The sequence below is a fragment of the Streptosporangium sp. NPDC001681 genome (assembly GCF_040298085.1).
In the GTDB taxonomy this organism is placed as follows: Bacteria; Actinomycetota; Actinomycetes; order Streptosporangiales; family Streptosporangiaceae; genus Streptosporangium.
Genome location: NZ_JBEOZN010000067.1, coordinates 1 through 16,046, shown reverse-complemented (window position 1 = coordinate 16,046; position 16,046 = coordinate 1). Strand labels below are relative to the sequence as shown.

The following is a 16,046-nucleotide window of genomic DNA, read 5'->3' as shown; positions in this document are numbered from 1 at the left end:
CTCTCGTGCCGGCGATGGTCGTCCGGGCTCAGCGGGCGCCGGTGCCGGCCTCCGGCCAGCTGCTGTCGGGGAACTCCCCGCCGGCCGCGCCGCCGGGCAGTACCACCCGGTCGTTCTCGGCCAGCCCTGAGGTGATCTCGACGTACTGGTCGCCCCGGACACCCGTCTCCACGACCCGCTCGACGCCGCCCTGCACGGTGACCCGGGAGACCCCCGCACTGGTCCTCACCGCCTGGGCCGGGACGTAGAGAGCCTCCGCCGACTTGGCGACGGTCACGGTGACCGAGGCGGTCTGGCCCACCATGAGGTCCGCCGGGGGCTCGTCGAACGCGATCGTGACGCCGTACCTCACCAGGCGGTCCGTGGTGGTCGCGGTGGGGGCGATGCCGGTCACGGTGCCCGTGTACCGCTTCCCCTGCCGGGTGGCCAGGGTGATCGCCGCCTGCTGGCCCAGCTCCAGGCTGCCGATGTCCGACTCGGTGAACAGCGCCTCCACCTGAAGCTCGTCCAGGTCCCCCAGGGTGAGGAACGTCCCGGTGCCCGCGCTGTCGCCGACCGCGCCGGCCACGGACATGACGGTGCCGTCGGCGGGAGCGACGATCCGCACGCCCGCCAGTTCCTCCTTGGCGTCGGTCAGCTCCGCCTGGGCCTGCTTCACGCGGGCCTCGGCCTGCTCCACGCTGAGCGTCCCCCGCCCGGCCCCGCCGCTCTGTCCGGTGTTCGGGACGGTGTTCGGGGCGGTGTTCGGGGCGGTGTTCGGGGCGGTGCCCTGCTTGGCGGCCTGCCCGGAGTTCCGGCCCGCACCCGCGCCTGCGTTCGCACCCGCGCCTGCGTTCGCACCCGCGCCGGTGTTCGCGCCCGGCTTCGGGGTGGAGCATCCGGTGGGTCCGGGGGTCGGCGTCCTGACGGTGGTGGGCCTGGCGGTCGCCGTCGGCCTGGCCGCGCCGGTGGGGGCGGCTGTCGGGCCGGGGTGGGCCGTCGGTCCTGCGGGCCCACCCGGGCCGGTCGTCGGACCGGAGGGCTGGGCCGTGGGCACCGGCTCCGTGGTCGCGGGCGGCCCGCCACCGTCCGGCCTCGCGGTCACGGTGACCGTCGCGGTGGCCGTCACCGTCACCGTCGGAGCGGCCGTCACGGTGACGGTGACCGTCGGGGCGGGCTGGGGAGAGTCGTCCCCCGGCCGTCCCGCCGCTGACGGGGTGGGAGTGGGCGTCGCGGGCGAGGTCCGGGTGAGCGCGGCGGCCGTAGTGGAGGAGCGCGCCGGGTCAGGTACGGGCGTCGGGGTGACCGGTGCCGTCATGAGGCGGTATCCGGCGGGTGCGATACCAGCGGCCGGGACGACCCGTACCTCCCGCTCCGCTCCGGTCGGCTCGGGCGCCGGGGCCGGGGCGCTCGTCCCGGTCGGTGCGGGGGTGGCGCCCGCCCCCGGAGGCCGCGTCGCGGTGGGCTCGCATCCGGTCTGCCCGGCGGGATCGGACCGGCCGGTCCCGGTCTGGCCCGGTGTCGACTGCTGCTGCTGGGGAGCTCCGCCTGTCGCGTCCCCCGCTGTGTTTCCGGTCGTGCTTCCGGTCTCCTCCAGCGCCTCCTCGGCCGCCGCGAGCTGCGCCTTCGCGGCGGTGTAACGCTCGCGTGCGGGTGCGGAGCCGATCCTGGCGAGCACATCCCCCTTGCTGACCTTGTCCCCGGCCTTGACATAGACCTTCGTGACCGTTCCCGATCCGCCGAAGGCCAGGTCCCGGGTGCCGTCGTCCACGGTGTTGCCCGCAGCCGACACCGCGGCGGTCACCGTCCCGCGCCTGGCGGAGGCCAACTCCACCCGGGGAGCCTGGTCGGAGCCGCCGTCGAGTACGACGATCGCGCCCGCGCCCACCAGGACGAGGGCGGCGAGGGCAAGCCCTCCCACGCGCAGGTTCTTCGACAGATGGGTCGGTCTCATGGCGGACAATCCTGGACCGTCTGATTCACAGCATGCTCACAGGTGCCTGAAGGTTTGCTGTGCATCCTGAGCGGTACGACACGGTCTACAGGAAATCTTCAGCCTTTGTCGGGGTAGGCCCAAGCCTGGTACGCCAGGGTCGAGCGCTGTGAAGCTGTCGACCAAGCGCGGAGCGCTGATCGTGAACGGGACCCTCGGGGTCCTGTTGCTGGGCGGAGCGGTGATCGCCTACTCCTCCCTCGGCGGCGAGGCCTCATCCGCCGACGCCGCGGTGCGGACCGTGCAGGTGACCCGGGCCTCCGTCACCGCCTCCGTCTCCGCCTCGGGGACCGTGGCCAGCGCCCGCGCGCGGGCGCTGGATTTCGCATCGAGCGGCACCGTCGAGAAGATCTACGTCAAGGTGGGGGACAAGGTCACCAAGGGCCAGATCCTCGCCAGGCTGGACGACGACTCGGCGCAGGAGAGCCTGGACGCGGCCGCCGCCGCCCTCGACACCGCGGACGACGACACCTCGACCGCCGCGGCCTACGCCCAGTACATCACGGCCAGGAACACCTACCGGGCCGCGAAGCGCGCTGTGGACGGCACGGTCATCAAGGCGCCGTTCTCCGGTACGGTCACCGCGGTCAACGGCACGGTCGGGGGCTCCTCGGGCGCCTCCGCCAAGGCCACCGGAAACACCGGAAACACCGGCGGCGCGGGCAACTCGGGCAACGCGGCCGGTGCGGGTTCCTCCGGCGGTGCGGCGAGCGGCTCGGGCGGTTTCATCGACATCGCGGACACCGGCAGGCTCCAACTCGTCGGCACCTTCACGGAGTCCGACGTCACCCGGCTCAAGGTCGGCCAGGCGGCCTCCATCGGGTTCGACGCGCTCAACGGCGTCACCGCGGCCGGGAAGGTCACCCAGATCCAGCCGACCGCCACCACCAGCAACAACGTGGTCCAGTACCCGGTGACGATCTCCTTCACCGAGGTGCCGGACGAGGTCAGGCTGGGCCAGACCGCCACGGTCGGGGTCGTCGTCGAGAGCGTGGAGAACGTGCTCGCGCTCTCCTCCACGGTGATCTCCACCACGGGCTCCCGCAGCACGGTGACGGGCCTGCGCGACGGGCAGCAGGTGCCCGTCCAGGTGGAGGTCGGGGTCAAGGGCGACACGCTCACCGAGATCAAGTCCGGGCTGAACGAGGGCGACCAGGTGGTCCGCCCGGCGGCCACCGGGACCACCCAGCAGGGCGGCTTCCCCGGCCTCGGGGGCGGGGGCGGCGGTCGCGGTATCGGCGGCGGTGGCGGCTTCGGCGGCGGGGGAGGGGCCGGCAGATGACCGTCCCCGTCCTCTCCCTGAAGGACATCACCAAGGTGTACGGCCGAGGAGACGCCGAGGTTCGGGCGTTGCGCGGTGTCTCGCTCAGCGTCGAACGGGGCGACTACGTCGCCATCATGGGCGCCTCCGGGTCCGGCAAGTCCACGCTCATGAACATCCTGGGTTGCCTGGACGTGCCCACTTCGGGCGACTACCACATCGATGGCACCGATGTCGGCTCGCTGGACGAGCGCCGGCTCGCCGTGCTCCGCAACCGGAAGATCGGCTTCGTCTTCCAGTCGTTCAACCTCATCCCCCGGATGAGCGCGCTCGCCAACGTCGAGCTGCCCATGGCGTACGGCGGGGTCGGCGCCGCGGACCGGCGGGCCCGCGCCCTGGCGGCCCTGGAGCAGGTCGGTCTCTCCGACCGGGTCCGCCACGAGCCGAACGAGCTCTCCGGTGGCCAGCAGCAGCGGGTGGCCGTGGCCAGGGCGCTGGTCACCGCGCCCGCCCTCCTCCTCGCCGACGAGCCGACCGGCAACCTCGACACCGCCTCCACCGAGGACGTGCTGGGCATCCTCGACGGGCTCAGCGTCTCAGGCAGGACGATCGTGATCATCACCCATGAGGATGACGTGGCCGCTCACGCCAAGCGGGTCATCCGTCTGGTGGACGGCCGGATCATCGAGGACCGCCGCCAGGCCCCCGTCGACGGGCTCCCGCCCCGCATGCCGGAGGTCATCGCGTGAGCCAACTGGAGATCCTGCGGTTCGCACTCCGCGGGCTGGCCGCGAACAAGCTGCGCAGCTTCCTGACCACGCTCGGCATCCTGATCGGGGTGGCGGCCGTGATCCTGCTGGTCGCCTTCGGCGAGGGAGCCTCACAGAGCATCCAGCAGTCCATCCAGCGGCTCGGCGCCAACACCCTCACCATCTCGGCGTCCTTCGCCGGGGGCGGTGGAGGCGGTGGCGGTTTCGGCGGCGCCGGGGGAGGCCGGGTGAGCGCGGGACAGAACGCCGGCCCGCGTACCCAGGCCAGGCCGCTCACCCTGGAGGACGCCAGAGCGCTGACCGACCGCGAGCAGGTGCCCTCGGTACGGAGCGTGTCGCCCGTGGTGACCGCGAACTCGGCCGCCGCGGTCCACGAGGGCGCCAGCCATACGATCGCGCAGCTCGTGGGAACCTACCCCAGCTACTTCGAGGCGACGAACAAGCCCGTGGAGAGCGGTACCTACTTCGTCAACGACGACGTGATCGCCGCCAGGAAGGTCATGGTGATCGGGCGGACCGTGGCCGAGGGGCTGTTCGGCACCGCCGATCCGGTCGGCAAGCCGGTCAGCGTCTCAGGCGTGCCGTTCACCGTGATCGGGGTGCTCAAGGAGTCGGGTTCCACGGGCATGCAGGACGCCGATGACGTGGCCATCGTGCCGTTGCCCGCCGTGCAGCAGAGCCTGACCGGGTTCGGCGCGCTCGGTTCCATCATCGTGCAGGCGACCGGTGCGGACGCCACCGACTCGGCGCAGGCCGAGGTCACCGCCGTACTCAACCAGCGGCACGGCATCACCCCGACGGGCACCGCGGACTACCGGATCCTGAACCAGGCCACCCTGCAGGAGACGGTCAGCTCGACCATCGGGATCTTCACCGCCCTGCTCGGTGCGGTCGCCGCCATCTCCCTGCTGGTCGGCGGCATCGGCATCACCAACATCATGCTGGTCACCGTCACCGAGCGGACCAGGGAGATCGGCATCAGAAAGGCCATCGGCGCGCCCAGGAGCGCCATTCTCGGCCAGTTCCTGCTGGAGGCGACGGTGCTGAGCCTGGTGGGCGGCCTGCTGGGCGTCGCGATCGCGTTCGCCGGCACCCGCTTCACGATCGCCGGGATCTCACCGGTGCTCGTGCCGTCCTCGATCGCACTGGCCCTCGGCGTCTCGGTGGGCATCGGGCTGTTCTTCGGCGGCTACCCGGCCAACCGGGCGGCCAAGCTCCGGCCCATCGAGGCCCTGCGCCACGAGTGACCCGTACGGCTTAGGCAAGGAGAGAGACATGGGCGGCAACGCCGACGAGACGGTCCCGGCGGGGAGATCCCTGGAGGGCTCCCCGTTCCGGGGGGACCTGGACAGCGAGCTGGCGGCCCGGCCGCCGCGCCGGCTGTCCACGCTCACCCTCGTGCTGGGCGCCGGGGTGATGCTCGTGGCAGGGGTGATCGTGGGCATCCAGGTGCAGAAGGCGACGGGTGGCGCGTCCGGTCCCACCGGTTCCCCGGGAGCCGCGATGCGGCAGGGTGCGGGTCCCGGCGGTTTCAATGGATACGGCGGCTTTGGAAACGGGCAGCAGGGTGGCCAGGGGCCGGGCCAAGGGCCGGGGGCGGGGCCGGGGCAGGGCGGTGGCGGCCGGGGCGGCATGACCGTCGGCACCGTGCAGCGGGTGGAGGGCGAGAAGGTCTACCTCCAGACGGCCGACGGATCCGTCGTGACGGTGAACACCACGGACGAGACGTCCGTGCGCCTCACCAAGGAGGGCAAGGTCGCGGACCTCAAGCCCGGTGGCACGGTGGTCGTACAGGGAGCCAGGGCCGAGGACGGCTCGGTCAGCGCGACCGCGATCAACGAGGGGGGCGGCCGACGGTGAGCCGGTTCCCAGGAAACATTCAGCTTCGGCTGAGCTTCGTTCCAGAGAGGTGAGCGAGCCTCAGGGGGTGCTGGACAGAGTGGAAGCCCGATTGCTGGTCGTGGACGACGAACCGAATATCAGGGAGCTGCTCTCGGCCAGCCTGCGACTGTCCGGGTTCGAGGTGGTGACCGCGGTGGACGGTCGGGAGGCTGTGCAGTTCGCCGAGCGCATCCGCCCCGACCTCGTCGTGCTGGACGTGATGCTGCCCGACATGGATGGCTTCGCCGTGGCCGGGCGGCTGCGGGAGATGAGCGGGCAGATGCCGGTGCTCTTCCTCACCGCGCGGGACGGTACCGACGACAAGGTCGCCGGGCTGCGCGTGGCCGACGACTACGTGACCAAGCCGTTCAGCCTGGAGGAGGTGCTCGCCCGCATCCGGGCCGTGCTCCGGCGTACCAGGGGAGACCTCGACCTGCCGGCCCGCCTGCAGGTCGGTGACCTGGAGCTGGACGAGGAGGCGCACCAGGTCTGGCGGTCCGGCGTTCCGGTGCGGCTGTCGCCCACCGAGTTCAAGCTCCTGCACTACTTCATGGTCAACAGCGGCAGGGTGCTGTCCAAGGCACAGATCCTCGACCACGTCTGGAACTACGACTTCGGCGGCGACGCCGGAGTGGTCGAGTCCTACGTCTCCTACCTGCGCCGGAAGGTCGACACGGCCGAGCCGAGGCTCATCCACACCCTCCGCGGGGTGGGGTACGTGCTGCGCCCCCCGCACAGTGATTGAATTTTCAGCCGATATTCAGCGCTACCTGACCTGATTCTGAGTTTTGTGTGTTCAAATAGACACTGCACGACCCCCGATCGCCTCGGAGCCATCCGATGGACTCGGGCTCGCCTCCAGCTGCGGGGGAGACGAGTCCGGCACGGTCCGCGGCTGGGATCCGAGGGCTGGGCCCCACCGCTTTACCGAGTTCGCCCCCGTAACCCGGTCAGGCGGTGGGGCCAATTTCGTTGGAGGGGGTCCCGTCGGCAGGGTTCGCCGCCATGACCCGGGCGAGCGGTGGTGCCGATCGCGTCTAGAGGGGCATCCTGTCGGGCAGGATCGACCGTATGGGCGACAACGACGGTCTGCTGGAGACGTTGCGAGAGTTGCGGCGACATCTCGACCGTGATCTGTTCCCCCTCGCGATCGGCGACGTGACGGCTGACCGCCGGGCACTGCGCGAGCTGACCGGCCAGCTCGACGACTACCTCATCCCCAGGTTGAGCGCCATCGACGCCCCGCTGCTCGCCGTCGTCGGCGGCTCCACCGGGGCCGGCAAGTCCACGCTGGTGAACTCCCTGGTCGGTGCGGACGTCTCCGAGCCCGGCGTGCTGCGGCCCACGACGATGGCCCCCACCCTGGTCACCAGTCCCGCCGACCGCGACTGGTTCACCGCCCAGAACATCCTGCCCGGTCTGCCCCGCGTCACCGGGAACCGCAGGGGCGAGCCCGGCTCGCTCAGGGTCGTCACCACCGAGGCACTCCCGCCGGGACTGGCCCTGCTGGACGCCCCCGACATCGACTCGGTCGTCACCGCCAACCGCGAGCTGGCCGCCCAGCTGCTCGCCGCCGCCGACCTGTGGCTGTTCACCACCACCGCCGCCCGGTACGCCGACGAGGTCCCCTGGAGCTTCCTGCGCTCGGCCAGTGAGCGGAGCACGGCCTTGGCCGTCATCCTCTCCCGGGTGCCGCCGGAGGCGCTGGGTGTGGTGCGCAAGGACCTGGCCCGGCTGCTGGAGGCCAACGGTCTGGGCGGAACTCAGCTTTTCGAGGTGCCCGAGCTGGTGCTGCCCGAGGAGAACGCCCGGCTGCCGCGCCAGGCGGTCCAGCCGATCGCCGACTGGCTCACCGTCATCGCCGCCGACTCCCGTTCCCGCGCCGACGTGGTGCGCCACACCCTGTCCGGTGCGCTGGAGAGCCTCTCCACCCGCGTTCCCGCGCTCGCCGGAGCGGTCGAGCGCCAGCACGCCGGGGCCGCCGAACTGCGCTCGATGGCGGACGCCGCCTACGCCGTGGGCCTCGCCTCCTTCGACGAGGGCATGCGAGACGGGTCGCTGCTGAGGGGGGAGGTCCTGGCCCGCTGGCAGGACTTCATCGGGACCGGTGACCTGATGCGCTCCCTGGAGAGCCGGGTCGGCCGGCTCAGGGACCGGGTCGTGGCGTTCGTCACCGGGCGGCCCGCGCCGGAGAGCGAGCTGCGGGTCGCGCTGGAGAGCGGGGTGGAGGCACTGATCAGGGCCTCGGCCGACGGTGCCGCCGAGCGCCTGATGGAGTCGTGGTCGTCGCACCCGGCGGGGCGCGCCCTGCTGGAGCGCGAGGGGGTCGCCACCGCGGGGCGTCTCGGCAGGGCCTCCGCCGACCTGCCCGCCAGGGCGCAGGAGGCGGTCAGGGGCTGGCAGTCGTACGTGCTCGACCTGGTCAGAAAGGAGGGGGCGGACAAGCGGACCACCGCCCGCATCACCTCGTTCGGACTCAACGGCGCCGGGCTGCTGCTGATGCTCGCGGTGTTCGCCTCGACCGGTGGCCTGACCGGCATCGAGGTCGGCATCGCTGGAGGCACCAGCGTGCTCAGCCAGAAGGTCCTGGAGGCCGTCTTCGGCGACCAGGCCGTCCGCACCCTCACCGTCAAGGCCCGCTCCGATCTGCGCGCCCGGGTGGCGATCCTGCTCGGTGAGGACGCCGACCGGTTCATCGCCCTCCTGGACGCCGTCCAGCCCCCCGAGAGCACCGCCCCCGCCCTCCGCGCCACCGCGGACGCGGTACGCGAGCACCTGCGCGAACTGCCCGTCGCGAACCGCCGGGCAGCTCTTTCGCCGGGCGCGGTCCCAGAGGGCGCGGGTTCCGCCGCTTCCGCCACGACGGCGCCTGAAGAAGGCTCGGAGACCGTACGCGATTCCCGGCGACGGTCCGACGGCGTCCAGCATCCGGCAGAAAGGCCGGATTTCCCGCACGCGACCGGTGGACCTGGTCATTCGCGCTCGCCGGGCGGATCCGACGGTGCTCCACGGGCGGACGGTGAACCTGATTCTCCGCGCGCGACAGGCGGGCCCGGCTCTCCGCGTCCGCCGGGCGGACCTGATGACGGGGGCCGGCGGGCTCCCGGCGCGGGAGAGGCGGGCGAGGCGTGAAGCTGCTGCGACGGGAGAAGGCGGTCTCGCTGGACGACCGGCTGGCGGCGCTGGCGCGGGCCGCCGACCTGGCCGACGGGCGGCTGGACGCCGAGGCGGTCGCCGCGGCGCGTTCGGTGGTCTCCCGCGCCGGAGTACGGGCAAGCCTGTCGGTCGACCACACGGCGGTCGCGCTGGCCGGAGCCACCGGCAGCGGTAAGTCCTCGCTGTTCAACCTGCTGTCCGGTACCTCGCTCGCCACGGTCGGGGTCACCCGGCCGACCACCTCGACCGCCCAGGCCGCCCTCTGGGAGGGCGGCGGGGCGGGACCGCTGCTCGACTGGCTGGGGGTCCCCCGCCGCCACGAGCTTCTCGACACCTCAGGCTCGGCCGGTGTCACCCCCGAGAGAGGTCGCGAGATCCGCTCCGCTGACGTCGCCCAGGAGGAGTTCGGCTCCGGGGAGCAGGAGCTTCTCGACGTTCCCGGCTCCGGCGTTTCCGAGGGCGGTCGCGAGATCCGTTCCGCCGTCCCCGATGCTCCCGTGCCCGTCGGTCAGCCGTCCGGGATGGGCGGGGAGGCCGCGGGACTGATCCTGCTCGACCTGCCCGACCACGACTCGATCGTGCCTTCGCACCGGCTGGAGGTCGACCGGCTCGTCGAGCTGGTCGACCTGCTGGTCTGGGTGCTCGATCCGCAGAAGTACGCCGACGCGGCGGTTCACGACCGCTACCTCAGGCCGCTGGCCCGGCACCGGGAGGTCACGGTCGTCGTCCTCAACCAGATCGACCGGCTCTCCCCGGCCGCCGCCGAGCGGTGCCTGAAAGACCTCCGGCGGCTCCTCGACACCGACGGGCTGGCCGGGGTGCCGGTGATCGGGGTCTCCGCCCGCACCGGCGCGGGCATCCCCGAGCTGCGCTCCCTGCTCGCCTCCCGGGTCGCCGACCGGCGGTCCTGGGCCGCACGTCTCGCCGCCGACACCGGCATGGCCGCCGACGCGCTTGGAGAGGCGTCCAGCGCCACCACTCCGGGGGAGACCCCCTCGATGGACAATCTGGTGAAGCCGCTGAGGGACGCGCTGTCGGAGGCCGCCGGGGTGCCGGTCGTCGTCGAGGCCGTGGCCAGGTCCTACCGGCACCGCTCGGTCGCCGCCACGGGATGGCCGCCCACCCGATGGATCCGCCGCCTGCGGCCCGATCCGCTCCGCCGCCTCCGCCTGGACGCCACCAGCCGCGTCTCCGGGGAGTCGGGGGAGCAGGGGGAAATCGTCGGGAGGACCTCGATCCCGGTGGCGACGGTCGTCCAGCGCTCCCGGATGGACAACGCGATCAGGGAGGCCGCGAGAAGCGCCTCGGCCGGGCTGCCCGCGCCGTGGACGGCGGCCGTGCGGCAGGCGGCGAGGTCACACGGGGACGAACTGGAGGACGGCCTGGACCGAGCGGTCGCCACCACCTCTCTCGGTGCCGCCCGGCGGCCCCTGTGGTGGCGGCTGGCCGGGCTGGCGCAGTGGCTGGCACTGGCGACGGTGCTCGCCGGAGGGGCCTGGCTGCTCGCCCTGGTCGCCATCGACTACCTACGACTTCCGCAGCTCTACCTGCCGACCGCGGGAGAGCTGCCCTGGCCGACCACGCTGCTGATCGGGGGTGTCCTGCTCGGCCTGCTGATCGCGCTGCTCTCCCGGGTGGCCTCCTGGCTCGGCGGCCGGCGCCGCGCCCGCAGGGCGGCGAGGGCGCTGCGGGCGAGTGTCGACCGGGTCGCCCGTGAGCTGGTGCTCGACCCCATGGAGGAGGAGCTGTCCCGATATCACCGCTTTGCCGAAGCGGTCACGCTGGCCCGGAACGGGACTCGCAGGTGAGGTGATCTCTCAGGAGAGAAGGTGCGCTCTGGGGGCGAGCGCCTCCCGGTAGAAGGGGACGGACCCGGAGAAGGGAGATCGGTGTCCGTCACGCAGGAGGCGCTCAGATGGGTCCTCACCACAGGGCCGGGCCGGTCAGTGCCGGTCGGGGCGTCAGGTGAGGGGTGGATCAGGCGACGAGGTTGACGTAGTACGTGGAGTAGCCGTTCATGTCGATCAGACGGGTGCCCACGCGCCTGGCCGCGGTGCTGCCGATGTTGATGCAGGAGTCGAAGGCGTTCTGGTAGACGTACATCGGGCCGTAGGCGCCGGTCCAGACGGCCCCGTTGGCGGCCTCGGCGTAGTAGGCGGCGTAGCGGTTGTTGGTGTTGAGGACGAACGCCTCGCCGCCCGGGTCGATGGCCCACCAGCCCCGGGTGCCCCACTGACCGTAGTCGCGGCAGCCGTCGGGGCTGTAGAACATGATCGCGACCCACACCTTGGAGCCGTAGCGGTTACGGAAACGCAGCTGCATGTCTACTCCTCCGCTTCCGTGAACCGCAGGGCGAGGGGCCTGTCGTCAAGCGCCTCGCCGGCCACCGGGGGAAGGTGGTCGTCGCTCTTCGCGACGACCGCGACGCGGTCGGCCGCTCCCGGCCGCTCGCTCGTCTCTCCCGTGCTGGCCGCCGTGGCGTCCGCGAACGCCACCCGGGGGTCCGGGGGATGTTCGGTGCCGTTGTCCGGCATGGTTGCTCACCTACATTCGTTTGAGTGCGTAGGGTGATCGGGCAACAACATACAGTCATAATCAAGGTCATGTAAAGAATCGTTTTCATTTCCACAGTGAGTGCGTCGGCGGAACGGGTTCGACGAGACGGCGGATCTCGGAGTGGGGCCGGGAGGGCGCTGTCGGCTCTTCCTTGATCCGGGTGTTTCCGTGCGCCCCGGTGTGCGGAAACACCCGGATCATCAAGGAAGGAGCGTCTGGTCGCCTGCCCGCCGTTCGCGAATCAGGGAAACGTGACCGGCTCAGCCGATGTCGAGAACCGCCTTGCCGTGCAGCCTGCGGTCGCGGAGAGCCTCGACCGCCTCGGCGGCCTTGTCCCAGCCGCCCCGCCAGGAGATCTGCGGGTCCAGGCGGCCGGCCGCGACCTGCCCGGCCAGCCAGGTCAGGTCCGGTGCCAGGCCCGAGCAGGCGAGCAGGAAGAAGGTGACGATCGAGCGGTCGTGGCGGCCCTGGTCGCCGAAGAGCGCCCCGAACGGGAAGTGCTCGCCCTCGCTGGTCGCGTGCCCGACGGACACGAGCGTGCCGCCCTCGGCAAGCTTGTCGAAGCCGTCCACGAGCTGGCGTCCGCCGACCAGTTCGACGATGCCGTTCACCGGGGCATCGACCTCGGACGGGCCGGCCACCACCTCGTGCGCGCCCAGTGCCCGCAGGCTGTTCTCGTGCGCTCCCGGGTCGCCGGTGGACGCCACCACGTGCGCGCCGCCGAGCCGGGCGAGCTGCACGGCGTACCGTCCGACCCCGCCGGTGGCGCCGGTGATCAGCACCCGCTTTCCGGCGATCGGGCCAAGCCGGCGCAGGGCGCGCAGTGCGCTGGCGCCCGCCACCGGGACGGTGCCGACCGCGCCGAGGTCGGCACCTTGCGGCACCGTGCCGATCAGCTCCGTGTCGACGGCGCGCAACTCGGCCCACGCGCCGTCGGCGGCGAGCGTCACCACCGGGGTGCCCGCGGCCGGGCCGGAGCCGTCGGCGGCGGCTCGCTCCACCACCCCGGCCGCGTCCCAGCCCGGCACGCTGCCCTCGGGCGCGTTGTCCAGGCCGAACTTGACCTCGCCGTAGTTGAGGGAGGTCGCGGTCACCCTGATCAGTGCCTGGCCGGGGGAGGGGGCGGGGTCGGGGGCCTCGCCGGATCGCAACCCGCCGGGCAGGGAACGGTCGACAAGCAGAGCGCGCATGGGTCGTGAACCTTTCGCGAGGACGTTGACGATCACCATAATGCCACTGAGTGGCATAAGCCTATAAGGGGCATTCGTATCTCGCTAGACTGGCCGCGATGACCACCTCGCCCTCACCGACCGCCCCGGCCGACCGGCTGCCGCTGCGCGAGCGCAAGAAGCTCCGCACCCGCCAGGCGCTGATCGACACCGCTCTGGAGCTGTTCACCGAGCGGGGTTTCGACGGCACGACACTCGACGAGCTCTGCGCGGCGGTCGAGATCTCCAAGCGCACCTTCTTCCGTACCTTCAGCAGTAAGGAAGACGTGGCGATGGCGCCCGTCCACGACCTGTGGACCGCCTTCCTCGACGACCTCGAATCCCGTGAACCCGGTGGCCGCCCCGTCCTGGAGATGCTTCAGGACGCCCTGCTCGCCGCCCTCGACCGGATGACCGCCGAGGGCTGGGAGAACCGTGTTCGGCTCAGTCGCCGACTCGCGGAGAAAGCCCCCTCGATGGACGCGCACGGCCTGCACTTCTGCGACCGCACCAGCCGCGCCGCACTCGCGATCCTGCACCGCAGGTTCAACCTGGCCGACCCGTACGACCTGCGCCCCAGGCTCGCCCTCGACATGCTCGTCGCCGCGTTCCACTGCGCCCTGGAGACATGGATATCCCGGCCCGGTGCCCCCACCCGCGCCGAACTGGCCGCCCACACCCGCGACGCCTTCGCCGCGATCCCGGGCAGCCTCACGCTGACCCTCGGCCTACGGGAGGAAGCTCAGACGCCCTCGTAGAGACAGGTCAGGTCAACGAGTTGTACGTCCGCGCGGGTCTGCGCGGTTTCCTGCTTCCCTGTCAAGTAGGTGTGTTGAAGTTCAAAGCCTTCGTGTCTTCGTCATCTGCGGGGTTGAGGAACAGCGGGACAGTCATTGGCGGTAAACCGCTGCGTCGCAGGTCGCGGAAGACTGTGCAGGGCGTCGGGGCGGTGTCTTCCGGAGCCGCGCCCTCACTTCTCCAAATCGAGGCGGACAGTAGCGCGGATGGCGGCGTTCAGCTCAGGGTCCATGCCGCCACGTTCACGCCGTGGAGTGATCGTGCGCAGCCGGATCGGTGACCGCCCCGCGCCATGGGCGGTCACGTCTCGGAGGAGACCTCGACCCGATGCGCCTGGCGAACGTTTGGCTCGGTGAAGAACAGCAGAATCGCCCCCGCGAGGTAGAGGAGCCCGGCCACGCCCGCCAGCCCGCGGATCATGTCCGAGTACCAGATCCCATGCCCATCGGCCGAGGTCCGCTGTGGCAGCTGGGCATGCCACTCGTCCAACGGCAACCACCCCAGCAGGCCGAAGACAAGATAGAACGCGGCGTACGGTATGAGGCTCAACGCGGTGGCGGTCCGCGCCCCTACGGTCCCGCCTCGCCGCCACGCCAGGACCGCCAGGGCCAGCGTGATCACACCGGCTGCGGCGTAGGCCCACATGCAGCCCTGAAGGGAGGACACCGCGCTCTCCAAGAAGGAGTAGTCCACACCATTGTCGCGCTCGTGCTGGGCCGTCAGTTCCCCCTGAAGGGGAGGCAGCAGGATGAGAGTGCCCCCCGCGACCAGCAGTTCGCCCACGGCCGCCGCCAGCAGGCACACGGCGGCGCCTCCCGGAATCCTCATTCGTTCCCCTTTCATCGGCCTCCGGGGAGGATCGGACCGGATTTTGGCGGTAGGGCTGCAGCGGTGATGAGCTACTACTGGGTCAGCGGGCCTGCCACAACTTCACGCTCTTGTCGGTGCTGCCGGTGGCGAGGGTTGTGCCGTCCGAGCTGAAGGCCACCGAGGTGACATATTCGGTGTGGTCGGTGAGGGTGGCGATGGTGTTGCGGCCGGCCACGTCCCACAACTTCACGCTGTTGTCGAGGCTGCCGGTGGCGAGGGTTTTGCCGTCCGGGCTGAACGCCACCGAGGAGACATTGCCGGTGTGGCCGGTGAGGGTGGCGATGGTGTTGCGGCCGGCCACGTCCCACAACTTCACGCTCTGGTCGAGGCCGCCGGTGGCGAGGAGTTTGCCGTCCGGGCTGAACGCCACCGAGTAGACATCGTCGGTGTGGCCGGTGAGGGTGGCGATGGTGTTGCGGCCGGCCACGTCCCACAACCGCACCGTGTCGTCGAAGCTGCCGGTGGCGAGGAGTTTGCCGTCCGGGCTGAACGCCACCGAGTAGACATCGTCGGTGTGGCCGGTGAGGGTGGCGATGGTGTTGCGGCCGGCCACGTCCCACAACTTCACGCTCTGGTCGGCGCTGCCGGTGGCGAGGAGTTTGCCGTCCGGGCTGAACGCCACCGAGGTGACAAGGTCGGTGTGGCCGGTGAGGGTGGCGACGGTTTCGCGGCTGGCCACGTCCCACAACTTCACGCTCTGGTCGCCGCTGCCGGTGGCGAGGAGTTTGCCGTCCGGGCTGAACGCCACCGAGAAGGCCCAGTCGGTGTGGCCGGTGAGGGTGGCGATGGTGTTGCGGCCGGCCACGTCCCACAACTTCACGCTCTGGTCGAGGCTGCCGGTGGCGAGGAGTTTGCCGTCCGGGCTGAAGGCCACCGAGCGGACGATATCGGTGTGGCCGGTGAGGGTGGCGCTCAGGGCGAGGTTGGCGGCGTTCGGTGTGGGTTTGGTGGCGTTTGGTGCGGGGTCGGGGGTGCAGGCGACCATGGTCGGCACGCCGATGGCGGCCAGGGCGCCGAGCCCGCCCCGGAGCAGGGTACGGCGAGATAGTGAACGGCGCTGCCGCGGAGAGATCGTATTCACCCCCGTAGGTGTAGAAGATCACGCTTGAGATTGACTTGTATGCCTCTGCATCACCTTCTGCCCGCCCGGGCCGAGCAGCTCGCCGGCGGCGAACGGCTCCGGAGCGCGGCCGCGCCGGACGGGCCTTCGGGGAGGATCGGACCGGATTTTGGCGGTAGGGCTGAAGCGGTGATGATCTACTGGGTCAGCGGATCGGCCACAACTTCACGCTCTTGTCGGCGCTGCCGGTGGCGAGGGTTGTGCCGTCCGGGCTGAACGCCACTGAGAAGACCTCGCCGGTGTGGCCGGTGAGGGTGGCGACGGTGTTGCGGGCGGCCACGTCCCACAACTTCACGCTCTTGTCGGCGCTGCCGGTGGCGAGGGTTTCGCCGTCCGGGCTGAAGGCCACCGACGATATACGGGGTTGAGGAACAGCGGGACAGTCATTGGCGGTAAACCGCTGCGTCGCAGGTCGCGGAAGACTGTGCAGGGCGTCGGGGCGGTGTCTTCCGGA

15 protein-coding genes are annotated in these 16,046 nt (G+C 71.3%); 8 read left to right on the top strand and 7 right to left on the bottom strand.

All coding sequences use genetic code 11. From position 1 onward, the window contains the following. Positions 1-28: 28 nt before the first annotated feature. Positions 29-1,933, bottom strand: a complete 1,905-nt coding sequence (locus tag ABT130_RS27465) for an efflux RND transporter periplasmic adaptor subunit (protein ID WP_350959972.1) — start codon at positions 1,931-1,933, stop codon at positions 29-31. 148 nt (positions 1,934-2,081) lie between these two features. Here ABT130_RS27465 and ABT130_RS27460 point away from each other — a divergent pair, with 148 nt between their 5' ends. The 7 genes from ABT130_RS27460 (at position 2,082) to ABT130_RS27430 (ending at position 10,848) form a co-directional block, all read left to right on the top strand. Next, positions 2,082-3,254, top strand: coding sequence for an efflux RND transporter periplasmic adaptor subunit (locus tag ABT130_RS27460; RefSeq protein WP_350959970.1), 1,173 nt, complete (start codon positions 2,082-2,084; stop codon positions 3,252-3,254). Then, positions 3,251-3,982 carry an ABC transporter ATP-binding protein gene (locus ABT130_RS27455; RefSeq protein ID WP_350959967.1) on the top strand — a complete coding sequence of 244 codons (732 nt, stop codon included), beginning with the start codon at positions 3,251-3,253 and terminating at the stop codon, positions 3,980-3,982. Before ABT130_RS27460 ends, ABT130_RS27455 begins: the two co-directional genes overlap by 4 nt. Further along, positions 3,979-5,250, top strand: coding sequence for an ABC transporter permease (locus ABT130_RS27450; protein WP_350959964.1), 1,272 nt, complete (start codon positions 3,979-3,981; stop codon positions 5,248-5,250). The genes ABT130_RS27455 and ABT130_RS27450 overlap by 4 nt, the downstream gene beginning before the upstream one ends. A 28-nt stretch (positions 5,251-5,278) precedes the next feature. Beyond that, on the top strand, positions 5,279-5,863 hold the full coding sequence (locus ABT130_RS27445) for a hypothetical protein (protein ID WP_350959961.1): 585 nt from the start codon (positions 5,279-5,281) through the stop codon (positions 5,861-5,863). A gap of 49 nt (positions 5,864-5,912) precedes the next feature. After that, a complete protein-coding gene (locus ABT130_RS27440) occupies positions 5,913-6,629 on the top strand; it encodes a response regulator transcription factor (protein ID WP_350959959.1) in 717 nt (238 codons plus the stop codon). A gap of 326 nt (positions 6,630-6,955) precedes the next feature. Next, positions 6,956-9,016, top strand: a complete 2,061-nt coding sequence (locus ABT130_RS27435) for an ABC transporter (protein ID WP_350959957.1) — start codon at positions 6,956-6,958, stop codon at positions 9,014-9,016. Beyond that, positions 9,013-10,848 (top strand): GTPase family protein, encoded by a 1,836-nt coding sequence (locus tag ABT130_RS27430; protein WP_350959954.1) that lies wholly within the window; start codon positions 9,013-9,015, stop codon positions 10,846-10,848. Before ABT130_RS27435 ends, ABT130_RS27430 begins: the two co-directional genes overlap by 4 nt. A 169-nt stretch (positions 10,849-11,017) precedes the next feature. Here ABT130_RS27430 and ABT130_RS27425 read toward each other — a convergent pair whose 3' ends face one another. The 3 genes from ABT130_RS27425 to ABT130_RS27415 all read right to left on the bottom strand — a co-directional run bounded on the left by ABT130_RS27425 (position 11,018) and on the right by ABT130_RS27415 (position 12,786). Continuing rightward, positions 11,018-11,362, bottom strand: a complete 345-nt coding sequence (locus tag ABT130_RS27425) for a DUF1036 domain-containing protein (protein ID WP_343974979.1) — start codon at positions 11,360-11,362, stop codon at positions 11,018-11,020. Positions 11,363-11,364: 2 nt separating this feature from the next. Beyond that, positions 11,365-11,574 (bottom strand): hypothetical protein, encoded by a 210-nt coding sequence (locus ABT130_RS27420; RefSeq protein WP_343974976.1) that lies wholly within the window; start codon positions 11,572-11,574, stop codon positions 11,365-11,367. Positions 11,575-11,856: 282 nt separating this feature from the next. Further along, positions 11,857-12,786 carry a zinc-binding dehydrogenase gene (locus ABT130_RS27415; RefSeq protein WP_350959952.1) on the bottom strand — a complete coding sequence of 310 codons (930 nt, stop codon included), beginning with the start codon at positions 12,784-12,786 and terminating at the stop codon, positions 11,857-11,859. 98 nt (positions 12,787-12,884) lie between these two features. Here ABT130_RS27415 and ABT130_RS27410 point away from each other — a divergent pair, with 98 nt between their 5' ends. Next, positions 12,885-13,562 (top strand): TetR family transcriptional regulator, encoded by a 678-nt coding sequence (locus tag ABT130_RS27410; protein ID WP_350959949.1) that lies wholly within the window; start codon positions 12,885-12,887, stop codon positions 13,560-13,562. Between the two features lie 340 nt (positions 13,563-13,902). Here the strand turns inward: ABT130_RS27410 and ABT130_RS27405 are convergent, their stop codons facing one another. The 3 genes from ABT130_RS27405 to ABT130_RS27395 form a co-directional block, all read right to left on the bottom strand. Beyond that, entirely contained in the window at positions 13,903-14,430 is a 528-nt protein-coding gene (locus tag ABT130_RS27405; RefSeq protein WP_350959946.1) for a hypothetical protein, read from the bottom strand. Positions 14,431-14,512: 82 nt separating this feature from the next. Then, positions 14,513-15,553 carry a WD40 repeat domain-containing protein gene (locus ABT130_RS27400; RefSeq protein WP_350959944.1) on the bottom strand — a complete coding sequence of 347 codons (1,041 nt, stop codon included), beginning with the start codon at positions 15,551-15,553 and terminating at the stop codon, positions 14,513-14,515. Between the two features lie 184 nt (positions 15,554-15,737). Then, positions 15,738-15,941: a WD40 repeat domain-containing protein gene (locus ABT130_RS27395; RefSeq protein WP_350959941.1), complete on the bottom strand. Its 204-nt coding sequence runs from the start codon at positions 15,939-15,941 to the stop codon at positions 15,738-15,740. Between the last annotated feature and the right edge of the window lie 105 nt (positions 15,942-16,046).